Origin of the sequence: Actinomycetospora flava, assembly GCF_037400335.1 — a bacterium.
Taxonomy (GTDB): Bacteria; Actinomycetota; Actinomycetes; order Mycobacteriales; family Pseudonocardiaceae; genus Actinomycetospora; species Actinomycetospora flava.
Genome location: NZ_JBBEGM010000008.1, coordinates 199,154 through 218,403, shown reverse-complemented (window position 1 = coordinate 218,403; position 19,250 = coordinate 199,154). Strand labels below are relative to the sequence as shown.

Annotated in this window: 20 protein-coding genes and 1 riboswitch; of the genes, 9 read left to right on the top strand and 11 right to left on the bottom strand. The window is 75.4% G+C overall.

Features of this window, described 5'->3' with window-relative positions; translation table 11 throughout:
* Positions 1-28: 28 nt before the first annotated feature.
* A riboswitch (cobalamin riboswitch) is annotated at positions 29-152 on the bottom strand.
* Positions 153-257: 105 nt separating this feature from the next.
* The 4 genes from WCD58_RS19880 to WCD58_RS19865 all read right to left on the bottom strand — a co-directional run bounded on the left by WCD58_RS19880 (position 258) and on the right by WCD58_RS19865 (position 5,179).
* Positions 258-893, bottom strand: coding sequence for a response regulator transcription factor (locus WCD58_RS19880; RefSeq protein WP_337704798.1), 636 nt, complete (start codon positions 891-893; stop codon positions 258-260).
* A gap of 11 nt (positions 894-904) precedes the next feature.
* Positions 905-1,834, bottom strand: coding sequence for an asparaginase (locus WCD58_RS19875; protein WP_337704797.1), 930 nt, complete (start codon positions 1,832-1,834; stop codon positions 905-907).
* A gap of 1,040 nt (positions 1,835-2,874) precedes the next feature.
* Positions 2,875-3,414, bottom strand: a complete 540-nt coding sequence (locus WCD58_RS19870; protein WP_337704796.1) for a cyclodeaminase/cyclohydrolase family protein — start codon at positions 3,412-3,414, stop codon at positions 2,875-2,877.
* 67 nt (positions 3,415-3,481) lie between these two features.
* Positions 3,482-5,179 (bottom strand): formate--tetrahydrofolate ligase, encoded by a 1,698-nt coding sequence (locus WCD58_RS19865; protein ID WP_337704795.1) that lies wholly within the window; start codon positions 5,177-5,179, stop codon positions 3,482-3,484.
* A 155-nt stretch (positions 5,180-5,334) separates the two neighbouring features.
* Here WCD58_RS19865 and WCD58_RS19860 point away from each other — a divergent pair, with 155 nt between their 5' ends.
* On the top strand, positions 5,335-6,120 hold the full coding sequence (locus WCD58_RS19860) for a cutinase family protein (protein WP_337704794.1): 786 nt from the start codon (positions 5,335-5,337) through the stop codon (positions 6,118-6,120).
* Between the two features lie 79 nt (positions 6,121-6,199).
* On the top strand, positions 6,200-7,147 hold the full coding sequence (locus WCD58_RS19855; protein WP_337704793.1) for an AEC family transporter: 948 nt from the start codon (positions 6,200-6,202) through the stop codon (positions 7,145-7,147).
* A gap of 5 nt (positions 7,148-7,152) precedes the next feature.
* Here WCD58_RS19855 and WCD58_RS19850 read toward each other — a convergent pair whose 3' ends face one another.
* Positions 7,153-7,386 (bottom strand): hypothetical protein, encoded by a 234-nt coding sequence (locus WCD58_RS19850; protein ID WP_337704792.1) that lies wholly within the window; start codon positions 7,384-7,386, stop codon positions 7,153-7,155.
* A gap of 86 nt (positions 7,387-7,472) precedes the next feature.
* Here WCD58_RS19850 and WCD58_RS19845 point away from each other — a divergent pair, with 86 nt between their 5' ends.
* The 3 genes from WCD58_RS19845 to WCD58_RS19835 are packed head-to-tail and all read left to right on the top strand — an operon-like array spanning position 7,473 to position 8,989.
* Entirely contained in the window at positions 7,473-8,117 is a 645-nt protein-coding gene (locus WCD58_RS19845) for a molybdenum cofactor guanylyltransferase (RefSeq protein ID WP_337704791.1), read from the top strand.
* A 9-nt stretch (positions 8,118-8,126) separates the two neighbouring features.
* Entirely contained in the window at positions 8,127-8,552 is a 426-nt protein-coding gene (locus WCD58_RS19840) for a PPOX class F420-dependent oxidoreductase (protein ID WP_337704790.1), read from the top strand.
* Positions 8,549-8,989 (top strand): cupin domain-containing protein, encoded by a 441-nt coding sequence (locus tag WCD58_RS19835; RefSeq protein WP_337704789.1) that lies wholly within the window; start codon positions 8,549-8,551, stop codon positions 8,987-8,989. The genes WCD58_RS19840 and WCD58_RS19835 overlap by 4 nt, the downstream gene beginning before the upstream one ends.
* On the opposite strand, the gene WCD58_RS19830 is transcribed toward WCD58_RS19835, so the two are convergent.
* On the bottom strand, positions 8,986-11,556 hold the full coding sequence (locus WCD58_RS19830) for a transglycosylase domain-containing protein (RefSeq protein ID WP_337704788.1): 2,571 nt from the start codon (positions 11,554-11,556) through the stop codon (positions 8,986-8,988). The genes WCD58_RS19835 and WCD58_RS19830 overlap by 4 nt on opposite strands.
* 7 nt (positions 11,557-11,563) lie before the next feature.
* Between WCD58_RS19830 and WCD58_RS19825 the strand changes: the two genes are divergently transcribed.
* The 3 genes from WCD58_RS19825 to WCD58_RS19815 all read left to right on the top strand — a co-directional run bounded on the left by WCD58_RS19825 (position 11,564) and on the right by WCD58_RS19815 (position 13,402).
* A complete protein-coding gene (locus WCD58_RS19825; RefSeq protein WP_337704787.1) occupies positions 11,564-12,253 on the top strand; it encodes a hypothetical protein in 690 nt (229 codons plus the stop codon).
* A gap of 165 nt (positions 12,254-12,418) precedes the next feature.
* Positions 12,419-12,562 carry a hypothetical protein gene (locus tag WCD58_RS19820; protein ID WP_337704786.1) on the top strand — a complete coding sequence of 48 codons (144 nt, stop codon included), beginning with the start codon at positions 12,419-12,421 and terminating at the stop codon, positions 12,560-12,562.
* Between the two features lie 522 nt (positions 12,563-13,084).
* The gene (locus WCD58_RS19815) at positions 13,085-13,402 is read left to right on the top strand and encodes a hypothetical protein (protein ID WP_337704785.1); all 318 of its coding nucleotides are present in this window, start codon (positions 13,085-13,087) and stop codon (positions 13,400-13,402) included.
* Here WCD58_RS19815 and WCD58_RS19810 read toward each other — a convergent pair.
* From WCD58_RS19810 to WCD58_RS19790, 5 genes are all read right to left on the bottom strand, one after another.
* A complete protein-coding gene (locus WCD58_RS19810; protein WP_337704784.1) occupies positions 13,399-14,157 on the bottom strand; it encodes an SDR family NAD(P)-dependent oxidoreductase in 759 nt (252 codons plus the stop codon). The two genes, WCD58_RS19815 and WCD58_RS19810, sit on opposite strands and share 4 nt — an antisense overlap.
* Positions 14,158-14,170: 13 nt before the next feature.
* The gene (locus WCD58_RS19805) at positions 14,171-15,181 is read right to left on the bottom strand and encodes an acetamidase/formamidase family protein (RefSeq protein WP_337704783.1); all 1,011 of its coding nucleotides are present in this window, start codon (positions 15,179-15,181) and stop codon (positions 14,171-14,173) included.
* A gap of 10 nt (positions 15,182-15,191) precedes the next feature.
* Positions 15,192-15,665: a hypothetical protein gene (locus WCD58_RS19800; RefSeq protein ID WP_337704782.1), complete on the bottom strand. Its 474-nt coding sequence runs from the start codon at positions 15,663-15,665 to the stop codon at positions 15,192-15,194.
* A 41-nt stretch (positions 15,666-15,706) separates the two neighbouring features.
* Positions 15,707-17,509 carry a serine/threonine-protein kinase gene (locus tag WCD58_RS19795; protein WP_337704781.1) on the bottom strand — a complete coding sequence of 601 codons (1,803 nt, stop codon included), beginning with the start codon at positions 17,507-17,509 and terminating at the stop codon, positions 15,707-15,709.
* Positions 17,510-17,579: 70 nt separating this feature from the next.
* Positions 17,580-18,230 (bottom strand): DUF1707 SHOCT-like domain-containing protein, encoded by a 651-nt coding sequence (locus WCD58_RS19790; RefSeq protein ID WP_337704780.1) that lies wholly within the window; start codon positions 18,228-18,230, stop codon positions 17,580-17,582.
* A gap of 56 nt (positions 18,231-18,286) precedes the next feature.
* Between WCD58_RS19790 and WCD58_RS19785 the strand changes: the two genes are divergently transcribed.
* Positions 18,287-19,240, top strand: a complete 954-nt coding sequence (locus WCD58_RS19785) for a DUF3048 domain-containing protein (protein ID WP_337704779.1) — start codon at positions 18,287-18,289, stop codon at positions 19,238-19,240.
* Positions 19,241-19,250: the final 10 nt, after the last annotated feature.

Below are 19,250 nucleotides of genomic sequence, written 5' to 3'. Positions count from 1 at the left end.
TGGTCGAATGCCCTGCCTCGACGGCCGGAGTCTCCTGGCTCCCGGATCGCTGCTCGCCCCGGCCTTCCCGCCGGTGTGTCCGGCAGTGGCGTGCGTGGGGTCTGCTCCCCGGTGACAGTGGCGGGACCGCGCCGGATTCACACCGGCTTCCTCCGCGTCCGTCGACCGCGGCCAGTCCACCCCGCGGACGGGCTCGCGTCAACGGACCCGGGCGCTTCGAGCGCGTGGCGTTGCGGACACTGGGTGTCCTGTTCGGGTCAGCGCAGGAGGCCCTGGCGGAAGCCGCGGGCGACGGCGTCGGCGCGGTCGCCCGCACCGAGCTTGCGGAACAGGCGCCGGGCGTGGGTCTTCACCGTGTCCTCGGCGAGCACGAGCTCGGCGGCGATCTCGGCGTTCGACAGGCCCTCGGTCATGCCGAGCAGGACGTCCATCTCGCGCTCGGAGAGGTCGGACGTGGCCGGGCGCGCGCCGGGGAGGACCGAGGGGTCGGCCAGCTCGCCCGCGCGCAGGAACCCGCGGGCCCCGAGGCGCAGGGCGTAGGTGGCGCGCTCGTCCTCGGCGATCCCGGCGGGATCGGGGGCCGGGTGGTCACCGAGCGGATCCATGGCGCCGGCGGGGGGTTCCCCCACGACGAGCACCGGGGTCTCGGGGGTGTGGCGGCGCACCTGGCGGACCGCCTCCATCCACGCGCTGCCCTCGTCGGCGCCGATGAGGACGACGTCGGGAGCAGCCCCGTCAGCGCCGTCACCGCCTGCCGAGGGAGTCCGGGTGAGGCGCGCGACCAGGTCAGGGACGTTGTCCACGCACGGGAGGTCGTCGAACACCGACGAGAGATGGCCGACGAGGCGGTCCCTCGCGGGCGTGGCTCCGGCGAACACCAGGCACGATCCCATTCACGCCCTCCTCACCCCGATGAGTGTGCACACACTCGCACACGGTGAACGCCGATCGGGTGACCCCCTCCTCGGACGTGTGGCGCAGCGAGCTCGCGCAGCTCGGCGGGGTGAGCGACCCCGCGGCGCTCCAGGATCTCCAGCAGCACCGGCCCGACCGCCCGGCCGCCGCCGTCGACGACCTTCAGCGCGAGCGCGGCGCCGTCGGGCAGCACCGTGAGCAGGACGCCCTCGGCGCCGACCTTCGACAGCGCGCCGGGCAGCAGGGTCATCAGCGCCGTGTCGAGGCGGTCGGTGCCGGCGACGAGGTGGGGGTGGGCGCGCATCGCGGCGGCGACGCGGTGGTCGGCGAGGTGCTGGCCGAGGCGCGCCACCGCCACGAGGTCGGTCGCGAACGCGGGCGCGCCGCACCCGTCGACGGTGACGCCGTGGACGGGGCCCGCGAGCCGCTCGAGGGTCGCGCGCACGTGGCGCTGGAGCGGGTGGTCCGGGTCGAGGTAGCCCTCCTCGCGCCAGCCCTGCGCCCGGCACGCCGCGAGCATCGCCGCGTGCTTGCCCGAGCAGTTCATCGCGAGGCGGTCCGGGTCGCGGGTGCCCCAGGCGCGGTCGGCGGCGAGGCCGAGCGGGCGCCCCGGCGGGCAGCCCAGCGCGTCCGCGCCGAGCCCGAGGCGCGCGAGCATCCCGGCGGCGAGCGCGAGGTGCTCGGGCTCGCCGGAGTGCGAGCCGGCGGCGAGGGCGAGCTCGCGGTCGTCGAGGTCGGCGCCGAGCTCGAGGCAGGCGACGGCCTGCGCGGGCTTGAGCGCCGAGCGGGCGAGCACCGGCGCGTCAACGAGGCCGGCGCTCAGCTCGATGCCCCCGTCCGGCTCGAGCACGACGAGCGACACCCGGTGCTCGGACTCGACCACGTCGCCGCGGGTGACCTGCACTGTCCAGTGGCCCATCCCCGCGTCCTCCATCACACCATCTGAGCGGAGTCGCAACTGTCCCGCGAGGGCCCGCTCCCTCTCATCGCCCACTGAGGACGCCGACGAGCGCCGGCAGCGTGGAATGCGGCCACTGCCGTAGCTAGGGGCTGTCCGCCATCAGCGAGGCTTCGGGCCACGCGACTGTGAGCCCAGTAGGTCGTCTGAGTACTCCTAATGCGCCAATCAGGTGGCAACGTTGGTCTTCCAGGCCCCCTTCCGTCACTCTGCGGAGCAAGAACCGGGGGGAAACATGCGATCGAGAATCTGCGTGATCATTACCTTGATAGCGGTAGCGGGGGTCCTTGTGGGCGGATGTGGGAGCACCGACCCACGCCTCGCCTCCGCAGACCTCGCGAGCCCTAGGCAAGGCTTTCCACCTCCTGGAATATTCGACGACATCGGTCGAGGTGTCGCGTGGGCGGTCCGGGAGTCCGCACCGGGAACGCGGCTTCCCCGGACCCTTCCTCCGCGAGTTTTTCCTCGTGAGATCGAGCTCGCTTACGAGACGATGATCGGGCTTCGCGAGGGAGAGCAGGCTGATAGGACTGTCGCCCGGCTCGCGTGCTACGCCATGTCGCAGGGCCCAGCGAGCACGGACTCGCCGCTCCAGCAGAGCTGGGAGTGGCGAATTTATCGGCAGCTCCCCGTCGAGTTCCACCCCGCAATTCCCCGCTTCAACCTGCCAGCAGGGCCGTACAACTGGCTTATCGCCGCGCAGGTCACTCGCGCCGCGAGCGCAATGGCGGTGGCCCAACAGGCGCCCGGCGGAGTTACCCGCTACTACGCTCAGTACTGCCTCTAGCTACGCGAGCGACCGTTGTCGCTGGGGGACGGCCTCCCGGCAGAAGCTCCTCATGTGCGATCCCGTTCTGGATCGCTCCTTGCGATCTCGACGTGCGGCAGCTCTCGTCACACCGGGCTGTGGCGGTCCATCCGGTCCTCGGATAGACCGCGAGTAAGTCCCGGCGGACCGTCTTGATCGTCGCTGCGGGCGTACACGCTCTTCGGTAGAAGATCTAGACGAGCCGCTCGGCCAGCGTGCGCGCGTGCCCGGCGCGTTCCTCGACGTGCTCGACGCGCGGGTCGGCGAGTTCCCCGGCATCGGCGATGTTCGTGCCGACCAGCATCGCCGCGGACTCGGCGGCCGCGGCGGCGAGGAAGGCGGCGGTCACCGCGTCGCCGGTGAGCGCGTCAGGGCCCTCCTCGGCGAGCAGGGCGGCGAGCTCGGCGACGCGCACGGCGACGGTGACGACGTCCGCGGGCACCTGGACGATCGCCTCCGCCGCGGCCGGCCCGCCGCCGGGCTTGCGCCGCTCCTCGAGGAAGCCGGCGTAGGCCTCGACGTCGTCGTCGGCGAGGCGCAGGGCCTTCGCGCGCAGGCGGTCGAGCTCCTCAGCGGCCTCGCGGTCGGCGGCGGCCTTGGCGACCTTGGTGGCGAGGCCCGCGGCGAGCGACACCGTCACGGCGGCCGTGGACCCCGCCGCCGGCCCGGGCCCGCGACCCGCCAGGACCTCCCCGAACCGCGCGAGCCCCAGCTCCCCCAGCGGCCGGCTCACCTCGCGCTCCCTCGTGAGCACTTTCCGGGCCTAGAGGCCCGGAAAGTGCTCACGTGCCGAGCGGACGTCAGAAGAGCCCCACGATCGTGCCGTCGGGCTTGACGTCGATGTGGTGGGCGGCCGGGTTCTTGCCCAGGCCCGGCATCGTCCGCATGTCGCCGCAGATCGGGTAGATGAACCCGGCGCCGACCGACGCGCGGACCTCGCGGACCGGCATCCGCCAGCCCGTCGGGGCGCCGAGCAGCTTCGGGTCCGAGGAGATCGAGAGGTGGGTCTTCGCGATGCACACCGGGAGGTTCCCGAAACCGTTGCGCTCGTACAGGTCGATCGAGGTGTTCGCGGCGGGCGCGTAGTCGACGCCGTCGGCGCCGTAGACCTTGGTCGCCACCGTCTCGATCTTCTCGCGCAGCGGGGCGTCGTCGGGGTAGAGCAGCTGGAAGTGGCTCTCCTCGTTCGCGGCCTCCGCGACGGCCTCGGCGAGCTCCGCGGCACCGCGCCCGCCGTCGGCGAAGTGCGTCGACACCGCGGCCCGCGCGCCCAGCGACTCCGCGATCTCCCGGATCGCCTGGTGCTCGGAGGGGTGGTCGGTCGGGAACGCGTTGATGCAGACCACCGGCGAGACGCCGTGCAGGCGCATGTTCTCGATCTGCTTGCGCAGGTTCGCCCCGCCGGCGTGCACCTCCTCGGGGTTCTCCTCGAGCAGCGCGGGCGGCAGGTCCTTGCCGGCGACGATCTTGTGGTTGCCGGAGTGGGCCTTGAGCGCCCGCACGGTGGCGACGACGACCGCGGCGTCCGGGACCATCCCCGACGCCCGGCACTTGATGTTGAAGAAGCGCTCGGCGCCCATGTCGGCGCCGAACCCGGCCTCGGTGACGAGGAAGTCGCCGCCGTGGATGCCGATGCGGTCGGCGACGATCGAGGAGTTGCCGTGCGCGATGTTGCCGAACGGGCCGGCGTGCACGAGCACCGGCGTGTTCTCCAGCGTCTGCATGAGGTTCGGCTTGAGGGCGTCGCGCATGAGCGCGGCCATCGAGCCGGCGCCGTGGATGTCCTCGGCGGTGACCGCGTCGCCGTCCTTGGTGTAGCCGACGACGATCCGGCCGAGGCGCTGGCGCAGCTCGCCGAGGTCGTTGGACAGCGCGAGCACGGCCATCACCTCGGAGGCGGAGGTGATGTCGAACCCGGACTCGCGCGGCACCCCGTCCATGCGCCCGCCGAGCCCGGTGACGACGTTGCGCAGCGCGCGCTCGTTGACGTCGAGCACCCGGCGCCAGGTGACGCGGTACGGGTCGAGGCCCGCCTCGTTGCCCTGGTAGAGGTGGTTGTCGAGCACCGCGGAGAGCATGTTGTGCGCGCTCGTCACGGCGTGGAAGTCGCCGGTGAGGTGGAGGTTGAACTTCTCCATCGGCACGACCTGCGAGTAGCCGCCGCCGGCCGCGCCGCCCTTGATGCCGAACGTCGGGCCCATGCTCGGCTGGCGGATCGCGACGACCCCGCGCTTGCCGATGTGCGAGAAGGCCTGCCCGAGCCCGACCGTCGTCGTGGTCTTGCCCTCGCCCAGCGGCGTCGGGGTGATCGCGGTGACGACGACGTACTTGGCCCGCGGGCGGTCCTTCATCGCCTCGATCGCGTCGAGCTCGATCTTGGCGACGTCGGTGCCGTGCCGCTCCAGGTACTCGGGCGGCAGGTCCATCTGCGCCGCCACGTCGTCCATGGGCTTCAGCGTCGCCGCCTGGGCGATGTCGAGGTCCGACGGGATGCTCACGCGAGTCCTCCTGTCTCGGGGCCTGCCACCCCGGCGCCGGCAGCGCCGCCGGGGGACTCTTGACGGGGCACGTTCGCAGAGCCGCGCCGATCTGTCAGCCCGAGGTGTCACGGTTCGTGGTGGTCCGCGTGTCGGATCTCCGCCACCATGACCGTGTGACGGGCGGGGTGGTGCGGCGGGCGCTGCTCGTCGTGGTGCTCCTGCTCGGCGCCGGTCTCGTCGCGGCCCCCGCGGCGACGGCCGCCCCGGCATGTCCCCCGGTCACGCTCTTCGCGGTGCCCGGCACGGGCGAGACCTCCGAGGCCGCGGACCCCGGCCGCTCGATCGGGCTCCTCGCGGGCCTCACCGACCCGCTCGCGCGCCGCTGGGGCGACGACCTCGCGGTGCGCTACGTCCCCTATCCCGCGACCCTGGACCGGCCCTTCTACTTCACCAGCGAGGGCCGCGGCGCCGAGCGCCTCGCCCGGGACGCGGACGACGTCGCCGCCCGCTGCCCGGACACCACCATCCTGCTGCTCGGCTTCAGCCAGGGCGGCGACGTCGTCTCCGACGTCGTGCACCGCGCCGCCAACGGCACCGTCGACCTGCCCGCCGACCGCATCGCCGGTGCGATCATGCTCGGCAGCCCCCGGCGCGACCCGCGGGCGCCCAACCTCCTCGACACCCCGGGCCGCGGCGTCCTCGGGCCCCGCCCGACCCGCGAGCTGTCGGTCTACGACGGGCGGGTCTACGAGGTGTGCGCGCCCGGCGACCCGATCTGCGCCACCGAGAACCTCGACGTCACCGTCTTCCGCGAGGGCTGGTCGTCCGGGGCGCACCGCAGCTACCCCGCCGTGCGGGTCGGGCCCGCCGGCACGCCGCTGTTCACGGTGCTCGAGCGGGCGGTCGACGCGGTGGTGGCACGGGCCACGATGTCGCCCGTCGCGGCCGCGAGCGGCTGAGGCGGCACGAAGCGCAGCGGAGCTGCCGCGCCGGAGGCGGATACAGCTCGTACGCTCCGCACGGTGAGGCGTCGCGACCGTGGGTGAGCTGCTCAGCCGCATCCTCCCTGTCTTCGCCGTGATCGCCGTCGGGGCGGTGGCCGGGCGCTTCGAGCGCTTCGGCGAGCGCACGGCGGCGGTGCTCAACGACCTCGTCTACTGGATCGCCCTGCCCGCGCTGATCTTCATCTCGGTGGCCGAGGCGGACCTGTCGGCCGGCGTGCCGGGCTCGGCGCTGCTCGCCTCGGCGACCGTGGTGGTCGTCGCCTACGCGCTCGGCTGGGCAGCTGCCCGCCTCGTGCGGCGTCCGCGGCGCGAGGCGCACGCCGTCGGGCTCGTCGCGGGCTGGGGCAACGTCGGCTACCTCGGCATCCCGCTGACCGTCGCCGTCCTCGGCCCCGCGACGGCGTTCGCGGCGTCGCTGACCTCGACGCTGCACACCGCGCTCGCGATCTCGGTGTTCCTCGTCGCCGTGACGCTCGACGGGCGCGGACGCGGGGAGGACGGCGCGGTCGCGCTGCCCGCGCTGCTGGTCCGCCGGGTGCTGGGCAACCCGGTGGTCCTCGGCATCGCGGCCGGCGTCGCCGTCGCGCTGATCGGCCTGCGGCTGCCCGCGCCGGTCGCGACGACGATCACGATGCTCGGCGACCTCGCGGCGCCGGGCGGCCTGTTCGCGCTCGGCATCCTGCTGCGTGGCGCGGTGGGCGCGCTGCGGGAGTCCCGGGCGCAGTGGGTACCGATCGGCGCCGCGGTCGCCGTGAAGCTGCTGGTCATGCCGGCGCTGGCGCTCGGGGCGGTGACGCTGTTCGGCATCCCCGCGCCGTGGGGCGCGGTGCTGGTGCTGATGGCGGCGCTGCCCGACGCGGCCACGGTGTTCGTGCTGACCGCGCAGTACCGGGCCTGGTACCGCGAGAGCACCGCGGTGGTGGTGATCACCACGGTGCTCTCGCTGGTGACGCTGCCGCTCGTGGTGCTGGTGCTCCCGTGACCGGCTCAGTCGCCCTGGCGGAACGCGGCCCGGCGCTGCTCGTGGGTCCGCGCCTGTCCCATGCGGCCGACCCGCGCGCGCTGGTCGTCCGTGGCCGAACCCTCCGCGACCGCGCGCTCGGCCGCTGCCATGGCGCGGTCGATCGCGGCCTCCTCGGCGTCCGACGGGGTCGGCGCGACCCAGCCGCGGTGGGCATCTTCGGGCTCGCTGGAGCGGCGCTCGTCGACACTGCCGTTCATCGTGCACACCTCCGGTCGCACGTCGTCGTGTCCCGGCCTGAGTCCCCGCGCACGGTGGGACGCAACCGGTCAGGTGGGTCACCCTCATGAGCGGGATCGCCGCGGTCGTGCTCGCCGGCGGGCGGTCGCGGCGGATGGGCACGGACAAGGCGGAGCTGCGACAGGACGGGTCCACGCTGCTCACGTACGTCCTCGGGGTGCTCGCCGAGGCGATCGACGGCCCGCTGGTGGTGGTCACGGCGGCCGACGCGCCCCGTGAGCTGCCCGACACCCCGTGGCGGCCGCGCGCCACCGTGGTGCACGACACCGTGGCCGACCGCGGGCCCCTGCAGGGGCTCGCCACCGGGCTCGCCGCCGTCGGGGGGTCGGAGACCGCCTTCGTCGCCGCCGTCGACCTGCCCCACCTGCACGCCGACCTCGTGCGCGCCGTCCTCGCCCACCGCGTCGCGCCGGTGGAGGTGGCGCTGCCGGTGCTCGACGGGCACCGCCAGCACCTGCTCGCCGCCTACGCCACCGACCTCGCCGGCCGCGCCGCCGACCTCCTCGACCGCGGCGAGCGCAGCGTCGGCGCGCTCATCGCCGCGAGCCGGGTCCGCGAGCTCGACGCGCCGACGCTGCTCGCCGACCCCCGTCTCGCCGCGCGCGACCCGGAGCTCCTCGGCGCGCGGGGCGTCAACACGCCCGAGGAGTGGGAGCGCGCGCGCCGGGAGCGACCCGGGCGACCGACCTAGGCTCGTGGCATGGCCGATCTCAGCGATCCCGACGTCCTCGCCTTCCTCGCCCACGGCACCCGCACCGGCAAGATCGGCTGGACGGCGCAGGACGGGCGCCCGCTCGTGGCGCCGATCTGGTTCCTCGTCGAGGACGGCACGATCGTCTTCAACACCGGCGCCGACACCGCCAAGGGCCGCGCCTTCGCCCGCGACCCGCGCGCCGTGCTCTGCGTCGACCTCCAGGAGCCGCCGTACGCGTTCGTCCAGGTCCAGGGCTCGGTGACGCTCTCGGAGGACCCGGACGAGCTGACGCGCACCGCCACCGCGCTCGGTGCCCGCTACATGGGCGCGGACCGCGCCGAGGAGTTCGGCGCCCGCAACGGCGTCCCCGGCGAGCTCGTCGTGCGCCTGCACCCGTCCAAGGTGATCGCGACGCTGGACGTCTCGGGATGACCTCGCCGCCGCTGGCCCGGGTGCTCGGCCTCGCGCCCCACCCCGAGGGCGGCTGGTTCCGCCGCACCTGGACCGCGGGGCTGACGCTGCACCCCGCCGGCTATCCCGGGGAGCGGGCGAGCGCCACCGCCATCCACTACGTCCTCGCGCCCGGCGAGGAGTCGCGCTGGCACCGGGTCCGCTCCGACGAGCTGTGGTGCTGGCACCGCGGACCGGCGCTGTCGCTGTGGCTCGGCGGCGACGGCGAGGCCCCCGACGACACCGCGGCGCGGGAGATCGTCCTCGGCGACCGCCTCGAGGACGGCCACGCCGCCCAGGCGCTCGTGCCCGGCGGGGTGTGGCAGCGCGCCGCCCCGGCCCCTGGCGCGACCGCCGAGGTGCTCGTCACCTGCGTCGTCAGCCCGGGCTTCGACGACGCCGACTTCTCGCTCGCCTAGTTCTCCGGCTCGGCGCCGGCCGGGTCGCCGCCGGCGGCGCCCTCGCCCGCCTCGGGAGCCGCCGCGGCGGCCGGGTCGCCGGCGGGCGGCTCGGCCCCGCCCGGCGGCGCGTCCTCGCCCTCCTGGGCCGGGGCCTCCGCGGGCGGGGTGGTCGTCGTGGGCGCCGTCGACGACCGGGGCGCGGACGTGCTCGACGGCGTCGGCGACGAGGACTCGGACGCGGCCGTGTCGCCCGGGTCGGTGCCGGCGACGGGGGTGAACGCGCCGAAGGTCTGCTTCGGCGAGTCCTCCAGCGCGTCGTCCATGAAGGCCTTCCAGATCTCGCTGGGCAGACCGTGCCCGTACACCGGGCGTCCGTCGGCGGTCTTGATCGGGGAGTTGTCGTCGGTGCCGACCCACACGACCGTCGACGCCGCCGGGGTGTAGCCCGCGAACCACGCGTCGTTGTTCTGGCTCTCCACGTGCGACTGCACCGTGCCGGTCTTGCCGGCCGACTGTCGTCCGCCCTGCAGCGAGACCCCGTCGTACTCGGGGACGTCGCGCATCGCCTCGGTGACGTTGCGGGCCACCCGCGGGTCGATGCGCTGCTCGCCCTGGCTGGTCTCGTCGTCGTAGAGGACCTCGCCGCTGGCCGTCGTGACGCGCTGCACGAGGTGCGGACGGTGGTAGACGCCCTCGTTGGAGAACGTCGCGTACGCCGACGCGAGGTCGACGGCGCTCGTCTCCTGGTTGCCCAGCGAGATGCCGCTGTTCGGGTCGTTCATCGGCTGCGAGATGCCGGCCTGCCGGGCCGCCGCGGCCACGGCCTGGGGGCCGACGCGGTTGCCGAGCGCGGTGAACACGACGTTGTTGGACAGCGTCATGGCGCGCTTGAGGCTGCAGTTGTCGCAGTCGGCGCCGTCGACGTTCCGAACGGTCTGCCCGGGGATCGCGCGGCCGTCGAACTCCGTGGAGATGCCGATCGGCGGGTCTTGCTGGAGCGCCGCGAGCAGGACGAACGGCTTGAACGTCGAGCCCGCCTGCTTCTCGACGCGGGCGTAGTCCAGCCCCGAGCCGTTGGCACCGCCGTAGTAGGCGAGGATCGCGCCGGTGCGCGGGTCGATCGACACGGTCGCGCTGCGCAGGTTGTCCGGCTGACCCTGCATCTTGCGCCGGCTCGCGTCGACGGCCTCCCGCTGTGACTCCGGGTTGATCGTCGTCTGGATCTGCAGACCCTGGGTGACCAGCGCGTCCTGGTCGATGCCGAGGCTGCGCAGCTCGTCGCGGACGGCGCTGTAGATGTGGCCGCGGTCGTCGTCGGGGACACCGCCGGTGACGCGGCGCGGCGGCACGGTCGCCGGGAACTGCGCGGCCGCACGCTCCGGGGCGGACAACCAGTTCTGGGCAACCATCCCGTCCATGACGTAGTTCCAGCGGCGCACCGCGTCGTCGGGGTTCTGCGCCGGGTCCCACTTCGACGGGGCCTGGATCACGCCCGCGAGCAGCGCGCCGTCGGCCGGCGTCAGCGTCTCCACGGGCCGGTTGAAGTACGCCTGCGACGCCGCCTGGATGCCGTAGGCGCCGCGGCCGAAGTAGATGCTGTTCAGGTAGTCGGCGAGGATCTCGTCCTTCGAGCGCTCCTGCGAGATCTTCAAGGAGATGATGAGCTCCTTGTACTTGCGCATCAGCGAGTACTCGTCGCCCACCATCGCGTTCTTGACGTACTGCTGCGTGATGGTCGACCCGCCGCCGGACCCGCCGGTGAGGTTCTTCCACACGGCGCGGCCGAAGCCGACGACGTCGAAGCCGCTGTTGGAGTAGAAGGAGCGGTCCTCCGCGGACAGCACCGCGAACCGCACGGGCGGCGGCACCTGCTCGAGGTCGACCTTCTGCCGGTTGCCCTGCTCGCCCGGCGCGATGCGCGCGAGCACCGTGCCGTCGGAGAACGACACCGTGTTGAGCTGGCTCTCGACCGCGTCGTCGGCGTTGGGCACCGGGATGAACAGGAAGCCGACGACCATCGCCAGCGCCGGCGTCGCGACCATCGCGCCGATCGCGGCGTAGGCGGTGCGGCGCAGGCGGCGCCAGCGCAGCGTCGCGGGCGCGAGCTGCTCGGGGTGCGGTCCGTCGAGGTACAGCACGACCCGCGAGCGCACCCGCCGGCCGAACGCCACCAGCCGCTCACCGCCGGGCAGGCCGACGATGCGCGCGGCGACGATGCCGAGCACGGCCGCGACCGCGGTGGCGACGCGCCCGCGCGGCACGCGGGGGGTGTCGGCGTCCCTGCTGTCCCTGGCGTCCCTGCTGCGGCCCGGCGAGCGGTGCGCGGTCGTGCGCGTGCTCGTCGTGCGGGGCCTGCCGGTGCGCGACCGGGTCGTCGTGCGCGGCGCGGCCCGGCGGGTGGCGGCCGTGCGCCCGGCACCGGTGCGGTTCGCGCGGGTGGCGCGGTCCGCGGGCTCGTCGTCGAGGTCGTCGTCGCGGTCCTCGGCCGGGTCGTCGAGGGGATCCTCGTCGGCGTCCTTCCGGCGGTCCTTCGGCAGCGGCCCGGATCCGGGGCCGCGGAGCGACGGCGCGTCGACGACCGGCATCGCGGCGGTGCCGGTCGGGCTCGAGCGGCGCGGGGAGCTCCCCTCGGGGCCCGACTGCCGGGTCGCCGGGTCGTCCGGGGCCGGCGCCGCGGGGGCGGACGTCGCCGTGGACGACGTGGCGCCCGCCGGGGCCGGGCGGCCCGGGGCGTTCGGGGTGCCGTTCGCGGTGCCGGTCGCGGTGCCGGTCCCGGGGCGTCCGGGTGGCGGTCCGGCGGGGCGGCCGGGGGGACCGGCCGGGGCGGTGCCGCGCGGTCCGGCCGGAGCCGGCGCGGCCGGTCCGCCGCGGGTGGGGGCCGGGCCCGCGGGAGCGGAGGGCGGGCCTCCGCGCGGACCGGCGGGACCCGCGGGGGGCGGCGTGGGCCGGGCGGCGGGGCCCGCGGGCGGCGGCGTCGGCCGCGCGGTGGGACCCGCCGGCGCGTTCGTCGGCGGGGTCGTCGGCGGGGGCGTCGGGCGCGCGGCCGGGCCGGACGGCGAGCGGGGCCCGGACGGCCGGGCGGGCGCACCGGGCGCACCGGGCGCGCTCGGCGCACCCGGGGGCGGCGAGCCGGCGGGCGCCGCCGGCGGGGGCGGCGGCACGGCGGGCGGCGCGGTCAGCCCGGTGGGGGCCGCAGCGTGCGGAGCCGCGCCGCGCGGCGCCGGGCCGGCCGGGGCGCTGTTCGGGCGGGCCGCGGGCGGTGTGGGGCGGCCACCGGGGTGACCCGGGGCAACTGGCGCGCTCGCCGCACCGGCGGGGGGCCCGGCCGGTCGGGCGGGCTCGGGACGCGAGGGCTGCGCGGGCTCGGAGGCGGGCTCGGCGCGATCGGGCTTCATGTCCGGGCGGTCGTTCCGCCGGGTCGCGGGGCGCGCGGCGACGGCGGTGCCCGTGGCACCCGCAGCAGACGCGGACGAGCCGCCGTTCGTGCTCGTCGCGGAGCGGAAGGACCCGGTGGAGAACGCGGACGGGAACCCGACCGGCGGCGAGGCGGGCGCGGGCGTCGAGGTGATGCGCGCGCTCACGTCGCCGTAGTCGCTGTCGAGGTGCCGCCGATCGGACCGGTCACGGTCCTCGCCGGCGTGTGCCCCTCGGGCCGGGGCGCGGGTGCCCCGGTCGCCCTCGTCGGCGTGGTCGACGTCGACAGCGCGTCGCCGTCCCGACGAGCGAGCATGCGTGCCCGCCACCGAGCAACCACCTCCCCGTGTCGCTCGCAGTCACAGCCTGTGGTCACGACCCCGCCGGTGCGTCGACGGTGATCGTCCGGCCCGACGGAAGTGTCCGGACCCGCACGAAGGCAACGCGCCGGTGACGCCCAGGTCGCGCTCCGGAGGGGGGCCTGTCCATGACCGGCGCGCCCGATGCGGTGAGTGGTGGTGCGGTGTCACTCTGTCGTGGCGGCGGTCCCGCTGGTCCCGGACCGATGCGCTCAGTGGCGAAAGCGGTCACCGAGCGCGAGCGACCGGGCCGGTGACGGCGCTGACGACACCGCTAACGACACCGCCGCCGCGACCGATGACCAGGGCGAGGACGCCCCGGCGAGAGGACACACGAGGCATGGACGGCCATCAGGACCCCTGGGTTCCGGCGCCCCGCGACCGTGACCGTGCGGACGTCCGCGCCGGCGGGGATCCGTGGAGCCCGACGGTCCCGTTCCCGCGCGTCGCCCCGGCCGTGGAGCGGCTGCCCGCGACGGTGCCCTCCGCCGCGCTCGTCCCCGTGCCCCGGCATTCCGCGGCCCTGGTCGTGCGTGAGACCGAGGAGCCCGGGTTCCTGCGGGCGTGCGCCCGGGCCGTCGCCCGCGCCGTGCACGTCACCGTCGACGGCGTCCGCTCGCTGGTTGCGCTGCTCGCCGCGGCCCCCGCGTCCCGCTAGAGCTGCACCCCGCGCGTCAGTGCGCCGTCGACCAGCAGGTTCGTGCCGCTGATGAACGTCGCCGCCGGGCTGGCGAGGAAGACCACGGCCCGCGCGATCTCCTCCGGCGTCGCCATGCGCCCGGTGGGGTTGAGGCCGAGGGCGTGCGCGTAGAGGTCGGGGTTGTTCTCCTCGATCGACTCCCACACCCCGCCCGCGAAGTACACGTTGCCGGGGGACACGGTGTTGGCGCGCACGCGTCCGGCGAGCTGGTGGGCCAGGCCCTGGGTGTAGTGGACGATCGCGCCCTTGAACGTCCCGTAGGGGCCCGCCGCGAAGTCGATCTCCCGGCCGGACACGCTCGAGATCGTCACGATCGCGCCCGCGTCGCTGGCCTCCAGCGACGGCAGCGCGGCCTCGACGAGGCGCACGGTGCCGAGCATGTCGGTGGTGAAGCTCGCCGCCCAGTTCTCCTCGGTCGACGGGATCGCGAGCGCCGAGACGTTCGCCACCACCGCGTCGATGCCGCCGTGCGCCGACGCGCTCGCCCGCACCCACGTCGCCAGCGCGTCCCCGTCGGCGATGTCCACCGCCGTGCCGTGCACGTCGTGCCCGGCGTCGCGCAGCTCCTTCTCGGCGTCGCGGACGCCGTCGGCCGAGCGCGCGCAGAAGGCCACCGTGGCCCCCTCGGCGGCGAGGCCCTCGACGATCGCACGCCCGATGCCGCGGCTGCCGCCGGTGACGAGCGCGGTGCGGCCGGTGAGCTGGAGGTCCATGGCGAGCTCCCTGTCAGGTCAAGGACGTGGCACGGGCACGCAGGTCGGCGTGCAGGCCGTCGAGGGGACGCAGCCCGGGCACGAGGGTCTTGGACACCTTCGTCACGGCGCTGTAGTTGGTGTCGACCACGTTGGCGAGCGGGGCCAGCGAGGTCTGGGTGAGCAGCTGGTAGGCGTCGAGCCGGTCGAGGCCGAGCAGCTCGGTGAGCCAGGTGATCATCTCGACCTGGCCGATCCGCCAGGCGTCCTCGAGCGGCCGCGACGAGCCGACCACGACGATCTCGTCGTCGTTCTCGATCCGCGGCCACAGCGGCGCCGTCGCCTGCGAGGCCTTCACCAGGTCGACGATCAGGGTGACGTCCATGGCGCCCTCGACCGCGGTGCCGCAGGACTCGCCCTCGCCCTGGCGGTAGTGCCCATCGCCGACCGAGAAGATCGCGCCCGGCGTGTTCACCGGCAGGTAGCAGGTGGCGCCGGCCCGCATCTCCGGGGTGTCCATGTTGCCGCCGAAGGCGTCCGGGGTGAGCGACGAGCGCACCTCGCCCAGCGCGGGCGCCACGCCGACCGTCCCGAGCATCGGCGCGAGCGGGAGATCGATCGTCAGGTCGGAGCGCGCCGCGACGAAGGTGACCGTCTGCCGTGCCCGGTCGACCTCGTAGATCCAGGTGCGCTCCGCGAGCGGGTCGTTGAGCAGCGCCGTGCGGTCGGTGCCGGTGAGGCCGCCGAAGAACGGCACGAGCGTCGAGGCGCCCCAGTCGCGGGCCGGGGTGAGGTCGACGAGGTGCAGCACGAGCGTGTCGCCCGGCTCGGCGCCGCGCACCGAGAACGGGCCGGTCTGCGGGTTGAGGAAGCCCATCCGCAGGTTCGCGCTCGCCAGGTCGGAGGTCGACCGGATGGTGCCGCCGAAGGCGTCGTCGCACCACAGGCGCAGCACGCTGCCCGGCTCGACCTCGCGGATCGGGGCGACGCCGCCGAACGTGTAGGCGTACTGCGACGGTTCGGGGCGGAACTCGACGACGTCCACGCCGCGGAGCCTAGTAGCGGTCGGTGCCCGTGAGGGCGTGCTCGAGCTGGTCGGCGATGCGGGTCACGAGCCGGAAGGGCCCGTCGAACTCGGCGAAGGAGAGGTCCTCGAGCGGGGTCGCGTGACGGAACACCGCGACACCGCCCACGGCCGCCGCGCCGCCGACCACGGCGTCCTCGGCGAGCTCGAGCAGCCGGCGGGCGTCGATCTCGTCGAGGCGGCCGATCGGCGACTCGATCTGCAACCAGTCGTGCCCGTCGACGACGCCCTTGTGGTGCACGTACACCAGCTGGGTGCGGTCCTCCGACGTGGGCAGCCGGAACGTCAGGCTGTGCTGGTCCTGCGCCATCACCTCGTAGCGCACCCGCACCCACAGCACGAGGTCGTCCCACGACGCCACCGACCACTCACCGTCCTCACGAGGGCTCGACGTCCCGTTGCCGGAGCGCCCCGGGCGGCGCGCCGACGGGCGGAGCGACCGCACCGTAGCAGCGCGCTTGTGGCGCCCCGGTTCGCCGCGCTCGGTCACCGGACACCCCCGCCGACCAGGCGGTCCCACCCGGTCGGGCTGGCGACCGCGGTGGCGCCGCTGCGGTCGAGCAGGCGCAGCAGGGCGGCGCCGTCGCGGGGTCGGTCGCCGACCTCCTGGGCGGTCGCGCGGCGCAGCACCGGCACCAGCCGCGGCGAGAGCCGGTGGACGGCGGCGAAGGCCTCGGGGCCGGGTCCGTCGAGGATCCGGCGGGCGATGTCCAGGATGTTGTCCCCGTCGAAGAGATGGTCGCCGCGCGCGGCGAAGACGACACAGCAGGCCCAGGCCCAGACGTCGGTGGCCGGGCCGGCGCCGTTGCCGGTGACCTGCTCGGGCGCCATGTACCCGGGTGTCCCGACCATGTTCCCGGCCGGGGTGTGGTGGGTCTGCCCGACGACGCGGGCGATGCCGAAGTCGACGACCTTGGGCCCGGCCGACGTGAGGAGCACGTTGCCGGGCTTGAGGTCCCGGTGGGTGATGCCGTCGGCGTGCAGGGCGGCGAGCGCCCGGGCCAGCGCGATCGCGGTGCGGGTCAGCATCTCGCCGTCGGTGACCGCGCCCGACGCGGCGACGAAGGCGTGCAGCGACGGGCCGTCGAGGCGCTCCATGACGATGTAGGGCATCGAGCCGTCGAAGCCGACGCTGTAGACGCGCGCCGTGTAGTCGCCGGTGACCTTCTGCAGCGTCTGGCCCTCGCGCAGGAAGCGGGTGCGGGCGTCGACGTCGTCGAGCAGGTGCGGCGCGAGCACCTTGATCGCGACGACGCCGTGGGTGCCGGCCCGGTGCCCCAGGTAGACGGTGCCCATGCCGCCCGAGCCGAGGCGGCCGGTGAGCGCGTAGTCGCCGACCGAGCGGGGGTCGTGCGGGGTGAGCGGCTGCTCGGGCGCGGCCATGTCGACCAGGCGGGTCGAGGGACCGACCGCGGGCGGCAACGGCGCGGAGCGCGACGGCACCGAGCGCCCGACGCGGGGCGCCGGCGCGGCGGGGACCGGCGCCGGGGCGGACGGGGGCGACGCCGGGAGCTCCGGCTGCTCCTCCTTGTTGCGGCGGGCGCGCAGCAGGCGGCGCTCCTTGACCGCCGGCAGGCGCGCGGCGCGCAGCGCCTCGGGCACCACCGGCGCCTCGCGACACGCGCGGGGGCGCTGGATCCGCGTCACGACCCCGTGCGCGAGCAGGAACAGCGCCGCGCCCAGCCCGACGCCCGGCACGGCCAGGGACCCGCCCGCGAGCACCAGCGCGAGCCCCAGCAGCAGGCCGAGCACCAGGGTCGCCTTGCCGCGGCTCGCGGGCCACGGGCGCGTCACCGGCATCGCCCGGCGCCGCTCGACGTCCAGGCCCCCGACGTAGAGCCCGGCGACCGCGAGGCACAGCACCGCGAGCAGCACGAGGCCGACGACGGTGATCGTGGGGCCGGACGCCGTCGGCGCCGGGAACCCGAGATCGCCCAGCCGCGCGATGAGCCCGCGCACCGCGAGCCGGCGGCCCGACCCGAGCTCGTCGGCGACCAGCGAGACCGTGAGCGCCCCGACCGCCGTGGTGACGACGGCGGTGAGCAGCGTCAGCCCCACCGCACGGGGCACGGGCAGGTCGGCGGCGCGGTGGAGGTGGCGACGGGCGCGGCGGCGCTCGGCGCCGGTGAGGCGGGCGATGCGGTCGGTGACGACGCGGTCGACGAGCATCGCGGTGCGTCGCTGGCGGGCGGCACGACGGTGCAGCGGGGCCATCGCGAGGGCCGTGAGGACGCCCGCGACCACCACGACGAGGACGGGCATGCCCGGGCCCAGCTCCGCCAGCCCCACGAGTCCGCCTCCCTCCACCGCCACCGGATCCCGACACCGGCGCCTTCCGCGACCGTACCGGGGTCCCCGATCAGTCCCGGTTGCCTCGTCCCGGCGCGCCGTCACCCTCACGCGTCACGGTGGTTTTCCTGCGCCCCGGGCGCCACCGTGGTTTGCGGGGGTGACGCAGGATGACGTCACCCAGGCTGTGCCGCCCGCGCACCACCAGGTGCGGCACGCCGCGCTCGCGCCGGTGGTGGATGTCGTCGCGGACCTTCCCCGCCGAGATCCGCAGGTCGTCGACGTCGGCGGTGGCGTGCTCGGGCAGCACGAGCAGCGGCGAGCACATCCCCGTCGCGAGCTCCACGGCCACCACGGGGGTCGTGAACTCCGCGCCGCTGAAGTCGAGCGTCACCCCGCCGACCCAACTGTGGACGCGCACCAGCGGCGGCACCCGCCAGTACCCGCGCCGGCTGATCGCGCCGCCCACGCCGGCCTGCAGGTCGAGGACGTCGACCGACCGCGAGGCGTGCAGGTCCGCGCCGGGCAGGTCGTCGAGCAGGCCCTCGAGGTCGCGCCGGACCCGCGCCGCGAGCGCCGCCGCGGACCGGTCGCTGTACTCCCCGGGCGTGATCTGCCCGGCCACCATCGCCCGGGCGAGGAACTGCTGCACCTGCTCGCGCTCCACGTCCGAGACACGCAGCGCCGCGGGATCACCGGGCTCCGGGCTCGCGGACGTCACACGGTAAGGATAGGGCGCCGCCGGGGTCGGGACGGACGAGACAGGGGAGGTGAGCGGTGCCGCGAGGCCTGCTCGTCGTGCTCGCGACCGTCGTCCTGGCAGCCCTGGCCGCCATGGCCGCCGGCTGCGCCGGTGCGGGCGCCCGCACCTCCCCGCTGACCGGCACGCCCGCGCCCGCCGGCGCCCCGGTGCTGGCCGTGAAGGTCGACAACTCCCCGGCCGGGCGGCCCTGGACCGGCGTCGAGGACGCGGACGTCGTCTACGTCGAGCCCGTCGAGGGCGGCACGACCCGCCTGCTCGCCGTCTTCTCCTCGCGGCTGCCGCCGTCGGTCGGCCCGGTGCGCAGCGCCCGCGAGTCCGACGTGACCGTGCTCGGCGCGTACGGACGCCCCGGGCTCGCGTTCTCCGGCTCGGCGCCCGAACTGGCCGGCACCCTCGCCGGGGCGTCGCTCGTGCCGCTGACCCCGCAGTCCGCCGGCGCCGCCTTCCGTCGCGACGGCGCCCGCCGCGCCCCGGTCAACCTGTACGCCGACCCCGCCGAGCTGCTCTCGGCCGCCGGCGGGGGCGTCTCCCCGCCGCGCGACATCGGCTTCCGGTTCGGCGCAACGCCGTCGGGCGGCGAGGTGGTGCGGCACCGCGACGTCACGTTCGGGACGGCGGAGCTCGGGCTGACCTGGGACGCGGTGCGCGGGCGCTGGCTCGTCGAGCCCGGCGGCGGCGACGCCGCCGTGCCGGCGACCGGCGGCGAGCCGATCGGCGCGGCCACCGTCCTGGTCCAGCGGGTGACGACGCGCCCGTCGGCGATCCGGGACGCCGCGGGCGCCGTCTCGCCGTACGCGGTGACCACCGGCGAGGGCGAGGCCGAGGTCCTGCGCGACGGCCGCGCCTACCCCGCCCGCTGGTCACGTCCGACGCCGGCCGACCCGACCGCCGTCCTCGGCGCGGACCGGCTGCCCGTGGCGTTCGCCCCCGGACCGGTGTGGGTGCTGCTCGTGCCGACCGACGGTTGAAGACGGCCCC